Here is a 16,593-nt window from a genome sequence, read left to right on the forward strand (position 1 = left end):
TTTCTACAGTGTTGACTTGTATGTCACCTTGGCCTTCTTGCACTTGCCCAGAATGTGCTCGAGCACTGCTTCAAAATCCTCCCTCGAGGCGTACACCTGGTTATGCTCGAGATTCTCGTTTACGTATATGACATTGCGCTTTGCGTGCACCACTACCCCCTTTACCTTGGAAAACTTGGAGTAAGAGCTTTGCTTTGATCCCGCCAAAAGACCCGAAGCCGTAGCCTGAATATTACCACCTGCAGCGCCTGCCAATACAGTAAGCATTGAAAGCACCTGGCTCCTTTCGAACTGCTTTTGCATCTGTATGTGCTTGACTCCGAAGTTGTCCATCTCGAACACAACGCAGTACTTTCCACCATTGGCTATGGCTACTATAGGATACGCTATAACCATAAGTCCAGTAACTATGCCGGCTGTGTAAAGCGCCACCTTCACAAACGCACCGAGAGCTTCCACCACTCCGTCCCCTATTGCCAAAGCACTTACCAGAAGCGCCGGAGCCAGGGCAGCAAGCATGAGCACCTTCCAGACCGTAATCAGTATTGTCGGGTTTTTCCACATGTTCATGTCGTAGGCCCACCTTATGACTCCGTCAGCTCCCCTTGTAACACCGGGGCTAAGCTGCACCGGCTCCTGTCCTCCTAATGCCGCACCCTCATTTTCGACTTCAAACAGCTCCTGCTGCTCATCTTCTTGATCAATATTCGCCATATCTGCAACAACAGGTTCTCCGCAATGCTCGCAGAACTGGCTCTCATCAGTGATCTGCTGGCCGCAATTACTACACTTCATGTTATCGCTCCTTTCACTATGTAAATTGTATTTAAATAATTATATCATTTTTCAGAGGTAATATTTAGTAGCATTTGCCGGTAATTTTTGCCTGCCGCCAAGCCTTGTTGAACAAATCTGATCATTGGTATATAATGGTTTTACGGCAACAAAAAAACACCACCAAGACAGTCGGAGGTGTAAATGATAACGCCTTTGCGGCGAAACTCTTAATTGGAGGTAAATCAGATGAAACCTGTTGAAACTATAGTATCTGAACTTATTGACGAAATGGAAGGCCCTCTTAAGGATACAACCGAAGACGACTCAACAGTGGCTTCAAGCCAGGTAGATGAAAGACACTATATATTCTTATCCACCCGCGATGCCTTCAACTGGATCAACCCAAAGGAAGACGTGCATTTCTACGTAAAGCTAGTACTAAGAGGCCCTGAAGGTGACAGAATCCTAGACACGGCTACCACAAAAAGCACTTCAAGAGAAGGACTTGAAAACGCAGTCCACTACCTTATCGACACGCACTTTGGCAAGGGCAAACCCAAGGACAAGTAGATGTAAAGGGGCTTTAAAGGCCCCTTTTTCATGCAACTATTCCCCAACCGCCAGAAAATCGCGCTTGAACCGTTCATAGTCCCTGACTCCTGTTAGCCTTGCTTTTTCGTTTACAATAAATGTTGGTATGCTCTCTATTTCATAAATCCTTGAAGCATTGTAAGCCTCTTCGAATCTCTGCTCATACATACCCGAATCGATAGCCTTGTTCATGGAGTCGACATCCAAGCCTATGCCTTCAGCTATCCTGTCGATTTCATTCCTTTCTGCAATGTTTGTACCGTATTCGAAATACGCCTTGAACATAGCCTTGGCATACTCGTCGTACTTGCCGTTTTCCTTTGCAAAATAGCCGCCCAGGTGGGCTCTTCTCGTATTGAACTTTCCATTTTTATTGATGAACTTTATACCGTACTTTTCACCCTGCTTCGACAGCATATCCAGAGCTTTCAACACATACTCCTTAGGATAGACGTCGAACAGATCCATTCCCTCAAGCGGCGCCTTAGGGTCCAGCTCAAAGGGCATCCATTCCGCTTCATATTCGATTCCGTCCTCCCTCAGCTTCTCCAGTAGACAAAGTCCCAGATAGCAATACGGGCAGGCGAAATCAGAAAACACTTTAACCTTAAGCATAACATCCCCTCCAGTCGTGTTCAGCTTTTTATGCACTATTCAACGATTTCCTCAAACCTATACACCTTCTTGCCGCCAACCTCAACCTTCTCAAGAAACATATCAAGAGGCCTCACCCAAATTCCATATTCGCCGTATAATGCCTGATATACTACCATTTCCTGCAAGGTCTCCGAATCCTTGGCTATATGCATAACCAGGTATTCCTTGCCCTTGAAGTGCCTGTATTTCTTCCCTAAGCTCAATTCACGCTTCCCGTTGCTTTCCGTACTAAATTCTTTGTTTACATTATTACTTGATTCCATTTTTTCTGCCATGTTTTTCTCCTCGCTATATACTATCTGCATAAGAAGTCCCTTACTGTCCATCATGGGCTTTTCGGGAAATCTCCTGCATCCATTTTCTACAATTAATCTTCCCATGACAGCCAGACATAGCGCATCCACAACATCGTCGGTTTTCTTTCTGTTTGGGCCGTCAGACAGGAACCTCTCTATGACCTTGTCCGCAGCGGGATAGTATATTCTCAGAACCTCGAGCCGCCTATTATAGCCTTCTGCTGTTGTCTTCTTTTCCATAATCGGCTGGTTGCCGTTCAGCTTTGAGAAGCAAAGCTCCGGATGGCTCTCTAGCAGCCTGTTTTTCCACTCATGATTAGCCTGCAGGAACTCGTCCACCTGCCTAATTGCCTTAGAAATGCCAATGCTCTGCTCTGAAAGGTTCTTTCCAAGAGCGGAGATGTTAAGCTCTCTTGCTCTGGCCTTGTCATCGGCATACACGGCTTGCCTGCAGGGCACCGGGAATATACTGGAGCCCTTCCTGCCAAGCTCCTTTTTCACAAGCATGTCCGGCCTTGCATCATCCCTGCTTTCGGGGAGGCCTATTGGGATGTCTATCAGGTAGGTGTCGCAATCCGGATAGGATTTGCAGACATCTCCTATGGTGTCAAACTTGTCTACTTCAAAGCCTTTGTCTGATATGCAGACCGCCACCCACTTGCCCTTGCAGGCGTCGATGCCTACGCAGCTGTATCCAGCTACCTTTCTTTTAGTCATGAGTTCTAAATATCCATTTCGTTAAGTAGTCTCTTTAGCTCTTTAAGCTCTTCCTTAGACAGAGTAACTCCCTTGCCCATTTTTTCATGATTAGGCGCCCATTCGCGAATGTCATACTTGGGATCCCTGTCGTTCCAGCTTATTAGATTCAGTTCCTTTGTCCATCCCTTTGAGGATTCTGATATTTTACCGAATTGCCCTGTGATTTCATATTTTATGTCTGCCATAATATACCTCCGTTCGTAGTCATTATATCTTGTTTGCATTTTTCATCTATACGGCTGCACTAATTAGCATGCTTTGTCAAGCTATAATCTACCCTAACAACCATTCATCATCACAAAAATCTGTAAGTTTATTTAATCTCGATTGCCAAATAACTTTTCACTTTATGCTTATCATCAACGAAATTAAACACCCTTGTTTCTTTATTTTTTAATCGCGATTACATAATAGATTCATTAGTTCGTGCCTGACACTAGTGATTTCCACTAGATATATTCCATCCGAAAATATTACTCACCTCTATGGCCTCCAAAAATAATTTGAGGACCATTTAAATTTACATACCTCCGTCATATAAATAACATGCACCCCTGTTCTTTAAATTCTTGCACTTTATCAACAAGTTCATCCGTCGTAACTTCAAGATAATCTGACAAACATTCTAAACAAAAATATTTTTCTATATTTCGCCCAATTAACTTTTGATTCAATCCTATTTCATCTTTAGAAATGTTAACATTGCATGCAAAACACTGCTTTTTAATTTTTTTCACTATATATTCAACCCCCGAATTTCAAAACGTGGAACACTTTTACCTTTGTATTCCGTATCCAAAATACCTAGTTGATATTTTATGATGCTCCTCATGCTTACTGCTGGTCTCAAACAGTATTTTTTAAATTGCAGTAAATCAATGTCATCAAAATTTCTGACATTAGGGAACAACAATTTGACATAAGCAGTACAAATTCTTTTAATAGCTTCAGTATCTCTAGTATCAGCTTTTTCTGGAACAATTACTAATTCATCGACAATTGCCCTATAACTGACATCATCTCTAAGCAAGTGCATAATCTCTGAAAAGTATTCAGAATTTAGTGCCCAATCACTAATTTTCAAATCATCGTGCATGCGCGGAATATCCCAGCCTTTGATAAAGCCATGAAATCTATCAATCAATGCACTCTCATGAAATATTTTAGGCAATTCCTCTAACATATTTCCATACTCATTCATATTTTCTTCATTTATATTTCCAAGCAGAACAACACCCGATTCAGCTGTTCCTTCATAGTTTCCAACAGTGAATATTCCTGATTCCATATATCCTTTGAGCGCAGCTCTCATTTCGTCTACATCTGCAAATGAAATAGTTTGAACTTCATCGAGAGCTACAAAATCATTCCCACATACTAATCCCTGTTGCTTTTTAGCTTGATCGTAAAACATTTTTGCGCGTGACATTACTCCACCAGATGAAAGCCAACAATACTTACTCACTCTTCCAAACAAGTATGACTTGCCTGTCCCTTTTGGCGCAAGTTCTATTAGATTTAGCCTTTTTTCGATGAAAGGTAATAGTCTTGTAAGCATAGTCAATTTCTCTTTTTCTGTGTCATAACCACCGGCATTATAATCTATTGCTCCAAGCAATAAATCTATCCACTGTTCTATAGTAAAATTATTTCTAACTTCCTTGTAATAATCAAGATCAATTGTATAAGGGCAAAAATTTTGAAATCCGATAAGCTTAATTTTACCTGGCTCTGTTTTTGAGATAAAAGGCCTATATCCAAGTTCTACAATACCCCATATTTCCTTTCCAGCAATCAATTCTTCCTTGCAACTGTCCCATACATGCTGCTCAATTAAAGTTTCTTTTTTACCCAAGCTAAAATCAGGCAAAGTAAATGATATTTCTCCAGTTTTAATGTCTATATCCGCTGAAACTTTGGCAAGGAATTTGACTCTCTCGTTCTCATTTATAATTCGATCTTTTATTCGCACCCAATCATCTTTCTTAGGAATATATTGTTTGATATACTCACTTAACTCCTCTATATCAAAACTCCCGTCATTATCCGCAAAACGCTTTAATAACCAATCACGTAAGAAAGAAGGGAGGCTTAGAGCAGAAAAAAAATTACTTTTTCTCAAATCCTTATATACAACCATATCATCAAAGTACTCCCTAAGTAAATCTTTCATGCCGCCCCCCTTAAATACCATAGTCTTTTTCATTGCTTGTCGGCTTAATAACATTAAATTTTATTTTGTCTATATATTGTTCATTAGCGTATACTTCTCCCTCATATTCACCAAGTTTAATAATGTCATATATCGGTACAGTGTAATACCTTCCATCGAATTCTGTTGATTCATACTCATTATTATTGAGTTTGACTTTGATTTTTTCGAATTTTTTCGTTACGAATATTTTTAGAACAGCTTTGATTTTGTAACTAACCGTAATAACATCTTCCACTAAATTTGCTCTTATTATTTCTTTTTCATTTTTCACAACAATAACTGGCACTATTAGTTCTTCTAATGTTGCACCTCCGTGAGTTTCTACTCTTGGGGCACCTGGAGTTTTAAACCTATCATAACTAGCCAGTATACATTGGTCATTCTCAATTGTAGCATATAAAGGAACCTCCATCCCTTCTACATATTTACAACATCTGCCACCTTGAGTCCCATTTGTTTCAGTGGGATATGTGATTTTATTGCCATACAAAACCACTAGCCTACTAGCCCCATGATCAGATACCACAATTACTTTTTTTACATCGGGCTTTGATAGTTCTGCTTTAATCTTTCTAAAAATTTCTTTGATTATATTTAATTCCTCATGAATATGTAATGGTAATTTTGAAAATTCATAATTGTAATCACCCTTGCCTTCATGTTTTATATCATCCAAATCCTTTATATCATTTGTTATATCCCAGAAACCCTCTAGAAAATCCTTATTCGAAAATGTTGTGGTTGGCAAATTAGCTGTAGTAAAGGACACATCGATACTTAATCCCATCTCTGTGCATATTTTCCCGATATACCCCATATATTCGACACCTAAAGAATCAACGAAATAGATTTTACTGCCTCTTTTGTCGATTTTTTCAAACACTTCGTTTCTTGTTTTTAAAAATAGATTATAATCTCTTCTTTTGGCATTCTCATAGACAACATCAATAAATCCGTTATATATTTTATTGTTGAGCTTCTGCAATTTATACTTTTTAAAATAATCATTATATGGCTCAATTCCGATATTATACTCCATCATATAACTTTCAAGTTCTGGATAAACTTTTGATATAATTGCCCTTGAATTATCATCAATATAATCAAGTTCACTGAGCCATGAAAATATACACTCTCTTTCAAGCGATGTTATATTTGTCAAATAATAAATTCTGTCTTCGGCTTTCATATTAACAATGGAACAAAATTCATTGATGCAACTATCATTCCCAATAACTTCTATGAGATTTTTTCTTTGATTATACAGCGATTCAAACTCATCATCTTCATATGAAAAATCAAGTATGCTAAAGTATAAATTTCTAATAAAATCCGTATTCTTTAAAGATTTCTTTACAACATAATCCAAATACTTGTTTTTAATTTCTGAAAGCTTAAGAGCAATAAAGTATAGCCACTTAATATTGTCATCCCATTTACTCCAATTATAAAATAGCAAATCAATGTTATCCATATTGCCGAATTCTCTTATCAATAAATCTTTCAAGCAATATTCATGCATATTTTCATATAGATATTTCCAATTATCTTCAGTCCCCAAATCCGAAGTAATCTCACCAGGAATTTCTTTGAATAAATTCAACAATTGAAAGCTATCTGATATTTTTCTAATATTGACTCCTGCCTCACTATAATCATAATTATAATGTCTAGTTGAAACTGGCAATTTTACTATACACTCTTCCTCACATTGATCCAAATAATTCTTAATACCATTAATAACATTACCATTTTTTTTATTTGTTATTTGTGAGTTAACCAGATTTAATGTTGCATTCTCTAAGCGGTCCCCTTTTACAAGTATTATTTGATTTTGATTCTTGAATCTAACATCTCTATCTAGTATCTCTTTCAATTTATTTTCGCAGTCAAAATAAATCATTATAACTTTTGCCAATGTGTTCATGCTAGATAGCAAAACCTGTGTCCACATTTCAAAGGATTCTTTGTTCTTTAATTTCAGATATTGACTTACACCCAGCACTAGGCTGCTTTTGTCGGTTTCTCTACAACATTTAACAAATTTTTCAATATCCGGCATGTCATCATATTCACAACAAAAATTCGAAAGTTTTATTGTAGACAATTCAATATCTAAAGATGATTTAATATTCATATAGTCTTCAACATTGTTTATATTAACAATCAGAAATTTACTCATATTAGATTGTTTTAGAAATTTTTTTATACAGTCTATGGCAACATGAGCTTCCTCAGTCATGATTACACCTACCTGTCCTTTAATATTTCCATACCAACTTCTATTCTTTCCTTTATTAATGATTTTAGATACAATTTGACATTTGCTTCGCTCATACTTTCAATTTTGGCAAGCGCTTCTTCACAACCGTTTGTATCGTATAATTTTCGCGCATAACCATCTAGAATTTTTTCCAATTGTTGGGTTTTGGGATACCACTCATATACACCGTGAGGAAATCTTGTAAGTATCGCTTCACGCGCATCATCTACATCTTTAATTATAAAATATTTATCAATTATTTTATCCTTGAAAGCTTTGTTGCGAACCACTTCATCACGCATTCTCTCGAAAATAGTCGTTCTTTTAAAATAGTCAATTGCATCTTTAATATCACTATCTGATGGCATTTTTTGCATAAGTGTTTCAAAAGACTTTTTTGCCATGTCATATTCTTCATCCGCCATACACAATATTGGCGTTCTATACCTATCCGACCATTCTCGTGGTGAATTTGTACCAGTTTTAGCCAACCATAGTTCCTTTAATTCTTCAATCAGAATTGTTTTTCTGTATTCAGTAATCTTCAAAGACGCAACATTTTGAAATTCCGAATTTGTTTTAGCAAAAACTCCGAGCGGCATGTTTGTGAAAATTTTTCCAATGTCAGCATCAGATAATCCGTTTAGATCGAAACTGCACTTTTCTTTAAACCAATCAACTTGATTATTAAAATGATTGACGAAAATCTCACCATTCGTTTGCAATGCCTCCAAGAATAGTTTTCTATTGCCGTTTCTCAAATCCTTTGATGTGAAAATTCCATAGAGACAATCCAAAAATGGCCGTAATTCAGAAAAATCGTTTTTTATTCCCTCGTAAGGCAACTTGAAATGATTCATTTTGTCAGCCCATGCTAAAATTGTATCTTTAAAACTAGTGGTTTTCATTACATAGTTATTACTAATAAGAACAATTTTATATTCTATTATTAAATCATCAATTTTCTCATTAATTGTTTCTTTATGCCACAGCCATGAAGAGTCTCCAGTCACCTTGCTTTTAAGATCTGCAATCTTGGCATCATCGCAACCTATTTCCACAGCAAGTTTTTTCAACTCCCCTGATTTATACTCATTTAAATAAATTTCCATTCCTCTTTTGCATGCTTCAGTATTTATAAACCTTCCAACCTCTTTAGCAATACCCTCATTTTGCACATAGAGTTGTCCAATTTCAATGACTATATCGCTTTCTGTTTTACCAGAACCGTTATTATTAACAAGAATGCAATAGAGATTTATTAATTTAATCATTTCAGAGTAATTATCTGGTTTTTCTTGTTGCAAAGCTATGTTTGCAGCCCATAGTGGTATGCCGATATTTCTGATAGCTGCCCTTACTTCTTCACGTGTTTTTTCAATCGTCGCACAATTAGACTCTCTTATTCCAAAAACTAAAGCTGTATTATTTAAAAATTCCCTTTCTTCTGTTGACATCTTCACAATATACTTTTCTACATATCTATTACTTGGATTTATCTGCTGTTTGATAATTTCATCAATCATCTCTACCATTTTTTCAACAGACAGAGTATCTCCTACTTGTTCGTTGCTCCACCTGTATGTTCCATCAGCATAATCCTTTAATAAAAATCCTAGGACAAATGAAGTAAGGTTACACGGCATGAATCCATACGGCTCGACTTTTAAAAATTCATATATTTTTGATATAGCTATCTTTCCGCTTTTCTCAAAGGCTGCATTTATATGTTTGTCTAATTCCACTTTGATTTTGTTTATTATATGATTGGAATCATAAGATTCTTCTCCCTCGTTTATTCTCCAAATACCTTTCATTACATTTTCTAGCTTTGTTGCATCATTTGAGGAACGATATTGTCCTGATATTTCTTGAGTGATTCCACACTTTGCCCCTTGTTTGAAATTCGTTGCATTGTACATTGTTGCTACGACATTGAAATTTTCAATTCCCATACTGAATATATTTCGGTTAAATTTATTTAATTTTGCCTCGATTTCAACAGCCCCAAACGCTTTTATTTCTTCATCTTTTGTTATTATTCTGAATTCAGCATCCCTTAACTTGGCTTTCCACTTTTCAATAATGCCTGATGCATTATTACTGTACTGATCAGCCATACTATTGTCTTTACCTCTCCAATATTTTTCCTCAGCCAGATTTGTGATGAATTCTTCAAAATCTTCATCAGATAAATCACATAATGACGTATCTACAAAAATTACTCTTTTATCGCTTATTTTTATAAGGTCTCTTATCTTTGAAATCAATATAGCTCTTTCAGTGTCGTTTAGCGCAAATGTCATAACTAATGGCAATGTATTTTCATAGTGTTTCTGATTTATCCCATTTACAATTCTTGTTATATCAGCTGTTGTCGCCGTCTGGATTTCGTATCTTAATTTTAGTGCGCCAGATAAGGATATTACTTCAGCCACATTATATTCATCTACAATATTTTTGATCTTTTTATCTTGCCTAAAATCTTCCTTATACTTATTTACGTCAACAGAATTGCTCCCAGAACGCATAGCTATATACTGAGCTTCATTGTTTCCAATAGCATGTTTGTATAGAAGTCCATCTCTTACTAAAACCTCTGCTATTTGAGCCGCCTTACCTTCGCCTAATTCTGTTCCTTCATAAGCATTGCAAATGTTTTTAGCCGTTGGCTTGAAAAGTTCCACACTGTCAAAGTTTTTTTCCGAGATTCCCTGCAACAACAGAACCGTCTTTAAGACTTTTTTCTTATCTAATGTAAGTAATTTGCTATTACCCCTCATATCATACACACTTAGAAGCGATTTTAGGCTTGCTTCCAGATTTGCTTTGCCATCCGCATAAAAATACTCCCATAACATATCTATTGTTAATAGATTTTCATCTGAAAAAGGCCCATGATTTTCAATATACCAAATGAAACCTCTGTCATCTTCCTCATCCCTTTTATTTTTAATAAATTCAAACATGCTTCTTTGATTTGAGCTAAACATAGCCGAGAGATGTTTTAAAATAATGGCAGTATAGGGATGTATAGGGAGTATCTTTTTCAAATCCTTTTCATCAATTTTTGCCAGGTTCATAACCATGTTGCTGCACACGGGTATTTGTCCATACAAGTCATCTGCCAACTTATTCCACTCATTTCGAATCACAGAATCATCTTTTATTTGCATGGCTTTCCCCATAAGCTTAAAAGCCATATTCTCTGGCAAATTAATTTCACATGTAGGATTTATAAATCTATCAATGATTTTTTTACTGTCATCTTTCTCATTAAATAAGCCTGTACTTTTATGAGTTACTATGACAAAGTAAAATGGCATTGTCTGGCTCAATTGTGCGAGATTCTGAAATCCCGTAATAGCATTTTTATTGTTATGAAAATACTCTGTAAACTCATCCCATATAAAAACAATTGATTTGAGCCCATTTCTTTCAATTATATCTTTTATCCATTCACCTAAATCTGTGGCTTCCAACTTCAGTGCCGTAATACCTTCGTTATTAGCTACCATAAAGATTTTACGAGTTAGATCCGCGACTTCATTTTCTCCATAATTCTGCAATTTATGTATTATAGACTCTGAATCATCAGAACCAAATTCATTTCTATATCTACCTTCTATATAATTATTAAAATTCATTGCATTTATTTTGTCTGAAAGCCATTTTATAATAGATTCTTTCAAAGAATCTTCGCACTTATATTTATATCCTTTTTCAGAAATTGCTTTCTTAATGCTTTCTTGGATGGCCATAACAAGAGCGCTGTCGCCTTTAATCGTTGATGAACCTACTCTATGTACAGTCAGTATGTCTCCTTGCTTTTTTGCCCCTTGAATTGTATTAAAAAGATCCATGTCAAGACCATTATCTTTGAAATACTTCAAAACTTCTTCTTCAGATGCATCTAATATTTTTTTCAGTGTAAGTACAGCATGTGATTTTCCTGTTCCATAGGCACCTTCAACCCAAATAGATCGATTTTGTTGTCGTCTAAGTATGCTTGCCGTATCTTTTAAAAGCCCTATAAAAGTACTATGAGGATAAAAAGTTGTCCAATCTACAAAACCTCCAGCAAGAAGTTCATCGCTGACTGAGGCATAATAATTTTCGTCTATGTCAAAAAAATTCTTATATGCATTCTGCGAGCTCATTCTTTACATCCCCCTTAAAACAATTCTAAAACATCTGCAGAAGTCTTATCTCTATTCAATGTGATATTGTCAAGGTCATGAGTAAAGCCGACAGTAATAAAATCAGGATGGTTTACTGATAAACCCGATAGAAGCTTTGTCATGACATCCCTTTCTATTCCAAAAATTAAGGTAGGACTTACCCCGTTGCTATCTATGTCATGATTAAGTAGTCTACTTAGTGTAAATTGATAATAATCGCCACAAGCTTCAGCAAATTTATATAAACCATATAGAATTACTTTAGGATCTGGATTTTTCCAAGATGTACGAATAATAGATGTTACTGTTTTATTTTTGCCTTTTAGTTCCACCTTACCTAACCCTATATTTTCTCCCAAAGGAGTTTCCATTAGAATCCTTCTATATGCCGATAGAATTTGATTCGATCCTCTTTTATTTACACCTTCATCTTCAAGCATTAGTATAATTGATTCGCGCGTGTACAGTTGATCAAACTCAATATTCTTTATGTACCATCCCACTTGGGGTGCATAACTTAAATTAGTTAGTATGATTCCCCAGGCTACATCGGTTTCAATTCCAATATCGTCGACTATAATTGCTGTTGATGAAAAATTTTCATTTTCCATTAATTCAGCGTCTCTTAAAAACCTTTTAAAAAAATTAAACATCGGTCCGCCAAGTAAATGATTGTTTTTGAAATTATCTTTATGCTCAAAATAACTTTTAATCCATTCCTTTTGTACCCCATGAGTTGAATAACTGTTTAAACTCTTCTTTTCTCCCATACCACTTCCCCCTTTTGGCATCATTATGGATTTATATATCAAACAACCCATATCAACTTTATGGCATTTTTGGCATTTCAAACATTTGTCATCCACCTTAACTTCATCAACCATGTTTAAATACCCTTGTACACAATTTGATTCACATACTCTACATCTTATACAATAAGCTGTCTTCCTAAATACTTGCTTGAATCCCTTGACAAATTGAGGATTTTCTCTGGCCAAGATTGAATCTATCACCGCTATAATACCAAATTCATTGTCTGTCAGTATAAAATCATATTGCTTATCTCCGTATTTTATGCAATATTTAGTTTCATCAATACTAATGATACTTCCTATTGTTTTTATCCACTCTTTCCAATTTGTTTTTGGATTCGGTATTTTTATGACTATATTGTTTCCTTCGATTTTTTCGTCGTAATTTAAAATGACATTGCCTAACTCAAGACCATTACGTCTCGCTTTCCATCCTCCACATGCAAGAAATTCTTCTTTATCTTTATCTGTTTCTAGAGATTTACTTGAATTTGTTATTATTTTCCTGATAAATGGTTTTGTTTCAGTACTTGATGATGCATTTCTGATATACTCATTTTTCAATGTTGACATCGGGCAAACTACACAACCAACACGACTATTACCTTCTTTATATGAAGGATTAAAAATTAAATCATTTTGGTAAATATACAAAAATAATTCTGCCGTATTCCAAGTATCAATGGCATTAAAGCTATATTGCCCATCGTGTTTTTCACTTTCACTAATCGTTTCGTATTTTGAACGTGAAATACTCTCATCTTTCCTTATACCAGTGAATGCCATTCCTTTGAAATTCGATTTATTTAATAATTTTCTCAACAAAATAATCTGTGGCGAAGTTTTATGTACGCTACAACACCATCTAAGTGTTTGAGAAGGTGGACCAAATATATCCCATGTATCGGTGGCTTTTAAATGTGATTTTGCAGTATGAAAACTTATGTCTTGATATCCTTTAAAACGCTCAATTTCTTCTCTGACTTTATATGTATCTTCACATTCCATATCTGTATCACCAAAAACAACAAAAAACTCATCATGCGGCAAGGCTCTTTGAACAATATCTAGCAACACAATGGAATCTTTACCACCACTAAAAGCCACATAAAAAGCATCTACTTTTGTTCTATATTCTAAAAAAGTAATGTAAACTTTTTTAATTGTATCGTTTACAAGTGAATTCATAATTTCAGAATTTTTATCAACCATTGCTTTTAAGTCAATTGGGCGCAGCGTCAATCCTTCTTCATATACTTCAAGTTTTGGTGGATTATACAAGCTACCTCCAATAGTCTTGGCAACAATACGTCCTCTATATATATATTGACTAGATTCCGCCCACATGTAAGGAATATCGTCTTGCTTTTCATAGTTCCAACATTTATCAAATCCCAGGATATCTAATTCTTTATAGTAGACCGGCCTTGGTTCCTTACTAAATTTTGATGCAGTCTTTGTCAGCAAGTATCCTCCAGTTGAAACATCCCATTCATATGTATACATATCTCACAACCTATCTTTTGGAATTCTTTTGCTTTGCAGCTAAATAAAGTACTTCAATGCCTTTATATCTTTTCTGAGCAATATATCCATTATCAAATAGGTATTGAAGTGCCTCTTCTTGATTTTTTAATGGACAACATTTGTCATATTCCGCCAATGCTTCAGTAAGTACGTCTTCTGGTGAGTTAAATCCAGCCGTTATATCTACAATTACGCTAATAGGTTTTGTAACACTGCGGGAAAATTTGATTAATTTGTAGCAGCTAAAATAGTTTTCTATAATACTCTCTAATAAAAAACTATTCCACCTATATTCCAAAGAAGGCAATATTGAAAAACTATCAATTTTGCTTACCACACAAAACCCGTTAGTGATATATTTATTGATTACTTCTTCTATATTTTTCAAATCCTCCGTTTTAATATTAAAGTTATCTTTTTTTATGAATTCCTGTTCATTAATCCTTAGGAATGTTTTCTTGCTTTCATCAACTAAAATCGCATATTGTTTAGGCAAATCATTCTCTTCAACAAATTCGCTAAGCTCAGACAATAAAAAAGCATCTTTTTCTTTTAAAAAATTTTGAACCGCTAAAGGTCCTGACATATCCTCTTCTTTTTTGCCTATGAAAGTGTATTTAAAACCAAAAACACCTTCGAAATAATATTTTAGAATATCATGCAAACACACATGGTTAATGATATTATTCTTCTGTATGAAATCATCCGCCTTATCATTAAGTATGCATAATAGCTTTTTTATTGATATAAAGCCGTCTTTGATTTCATATCGGATAATATCATCAAGTAACAGTTTATCCTCTTCTGTTACTTCGAATCTGTCGATATGCCAATAAATATTTTTCTGGACGTATATTGATCTATTATCTGAGTCTAGAATTTGCTCAATTGTTTCTTTTGAAATATGATTCAACATCTCAAAAATTTTATTTTTTTCTGTTGGTTCATTGCAGCCATATAACACTTCTAACACTTCATTATCTAAATTCAAATCTGCTCCAGTTTCAGACATTATGGTTCCATTTCTATAAATATAACCGTCTTTTAGGTAGTATTTTATTACATTTTCCAATATTTCACCGTTGTAAATATTGCTATCTAACAATCTTTCCTTGAATATTTCAAATACATTATCAATACAAATTAATTTTCGTCCTGCTTCGAAGGTGTCAGTAATAGTCCTCGTGATTTCATTAATTAATTCTTTGTCATTAACTATTGTATTTTGTGTCATGTATAAATCGTCTAAACATTGAATTGCAACGCTTCTTATTTTATCCTTTAAAACTTCAATATCGTCAGGCAATTTATAGTCAGGGTAAACCTTTGTAAGCTCCATCATGAATTTTTTAATATTGATATAACTTTCCAATTTGATGCCATTTTTGAAATAGTTATCTAAAATTGTTATAATCATATTATTTTCTTGATTTGGTTCATTCTTTGAATCGTTAAAATCCGCATTCTCATTGGATGCTATTTCAAAATCAAATCTTCTATCTTTCTCTTGTTCCTCTTTACTTTCTTCCGAACACATTCCATTATATGTATTTTCATCTGTTGTCGAATAATCCACTTCTTCTTCAAACGAATATCCCTCTACAATTTTATTTTGCTTGCCATTCTTTAAGTACCTGAGGTATTTATTCATTGCAATTGAATAATCTCTATATTTGTCTTTATATTTGTTTTTAAAAGCCCTGTCAGAAAATATTATCCCATATGCTTTATTAAACTCACCATGTGTGTGTAGATCAAATATATTTGTATTAAACTTGTTAGTTTTACGTGCATATAACACAATTTCATTTATGTTTTTAATATTAGATTCAATAATTGACTCACAATATCCTTGGTCTTTCATCCATGAAATGAATGCCTCTTTATTTGAAATATAACAATGCTGCATCTCATTTCCTAATTCAGTTTGTCCTATATGTAATTCATTGAGGTTGAATTCTTTTTTGTCCGCACACTCGCTCTGTATTTCATTGCAATAAGTATTTTTATTGCTTTGTTTACAATATTTTGTACATTCAAATAAAAGGGTCCCCTCTCGTCTGGTTTTATATATGTTGATGTATTCTTTATTCAAGCAATATACATCTTCATCACTTTTCAAGTCAAAGCCATTATCCTTTTGTTCTTTTAGTAATCCAAAGCTATAGTGAAATAATTCTCTGAGTTTTCTAACCATATTACTTCCGGGACTATATCTAATCTGCAATATATTTCTCTTGCCTTGAGCATTTTGATTTATCAGTAAAGCATCATATATAGAGTCCTCTATTGTGATTTTTATTCTATGCGTTCGACCTTTTTGTAATTTGACAGAAAAAAAATCCAATATTTCATCATGATGAATTACAGGTATGCTTATTCCATAATTTAGAGTTGACCAATCTACTTCTTTTATAAAAATAGGTTTGTTCTCTAATAAATTAATCATTTATGCAACCCCTTATTCTCATTGTAATTTCAATCTATAACCACAATTTAGTATTTTCTGGTGCGT

The 16,593-nt window shown here is 34.7% G+C and carries 10 protein-coding genes; 1 reads left to right on the forward strand and 9 read right to left on the reverse strand.

Annotation, left to right across the window (positions count from 1 at the left end):
- Positions 1-3: 3 nt before the first annotated feature.
- Positions 4-795, reverse strand: coding sequence for a zinc ribbon domain-containing protein (locus tag GT589_RS08080; RefSeq protein ID WP_293398163.1), 792 nt, complete (start codon positions 793-795; stop codon positions 4-6).
- A gap of 228 nt (positions 796-1,023) precedes the next feature.
- Between GT589_RS08080 and GT589_RS08085 the strand changes: the two genes are divergently transcribed.
- A complete protein-coding gene (locus GT589_RS08085; RefSeq protein ID WP_293398164.1) occupies positions 1,024-1,347 on the forward strand; it encodes a hypothetical protein in 324 nt (107 codons plus the stop codon).
- A gap of 36 nt (positions 1,348-1,383) precedes the next feature.
- Here the strand turns inward: GT589_RS08085 and GT589_RS08090 are convergent, their stop codons facing one another.
- The 8 genes from GT589_RS08090 to GT589_RS08130 all read right to left on the reverse strand — a co-directional run bounded on the left by GT589_RS08090 (position 1,384) and on the right by GT589_RS08130 (position 16,527).
- On the reverse strand, positions 1,384-1,983 hold the full coding sequence (locus tag GT589_RS08090; protein WP_293398165.1) for a DsbA family oxidoreductase: 600 nt from the start codon (positions 1,981-1,983) through the stop codon (positions 1,384-1,386).
- 35 nt (positions 1,984-2,018) lie between these two features.
- Positions 2,019-3,038 (reverse strand): DUF429 domain-containing protein, encoded by a 1,020-nt coding sequence (locus tag GT589_RS08100; RefSeq protein ID WP_330582891.1) that lies wholly within the window; start codon positions 3,036-3,038, stop codon positions 2,019-2,021.
- A gap of 5 nt (positions 3,039-3,043) precedes the next feature.
- Positions 3,044-3,265 (reverse strand): YdbC family protein, encoded by a 222-nt coding sequence (locus GT589_RS08105; protein ID WP_293398166.1) that lies wholly within the window; start codon positions 3,263-3,265, stop codon positions 3,044-3,046.
- 551 nt (positions 3,266-3,816) lie between these two features.
- Positions 3,817-5,253: a BREX system Lon protease-like protein BrxL gene (brxL, locus tag GT589_RS08110; RefSeq protein ID WP_293398167.1), complete on the reverse strand. Its 1,437-nt coding sequence runs from the start codon at positions 5,251-5,253 to the stop codon at positions 3,817-3,819.
- Between the two features lie 10 nt (positions 5,254-5,263).
- Positions 5,264-7,537, reverse strand: a complete 2,274-nt coding sequence (pglZ, locus tag GT589_RS08115) for a BREX-4 system phosphatase PglZ (protein WP_293398168.1) — start codon at positions 7,535-7,537, stop codon at positions 5,264-5,266.
- An 8-nt stretch (positions 7,538-7,545) separates the two neighbouring features.
- Complete coding sequence (locus GT589_RS08120; RefSeq protein WP_293398169.1) at positions 7,546-11,718, reverse strand: hypothetical protein; 4,173 nt, start codon at positions 11,716-11,718, stop codon at positions 7,546-7,548.
- 14 nt (positions 11,719-11,732) lie between these two features.
- Positions 11,733-14,057, reverse strand: a complete 2,325-nt coding sequence (locus GT589_RS08125; protein WP_293398170.1) for a phosphoadenosine phosphosulfate reductase domain-containing protein — start codon at positions 14,055-14,057, stop codon at positions 11,733-11,735.
- Between the two features lie 10 nt (positions 14,058-14,067).
- Positions 14,068-16,527 carry a hypothetical protein gene (locus tag GT589_RS08130; RefSeq protein WP_293398171.1) on the reverse strand — a complete coding sequence of 820 codons (2,460 nt, stop codon included), beginning with the start codon at positions 16,525-16,527 and terminating at the stop codon, positions 14,068-14,070.
- Positions 16,528-16,593 lie beyond the last annotated feature (66 nt).

The sequence above is a fragment of the Peptoclostridium sp. genome, assembly GCF_009881055.1.
Classification (GTDB): Bacteria; Bacillota; Clostridia; order Peptostreptococcales; family Peptostreptococcaceae; genus Peptoclostridium_A.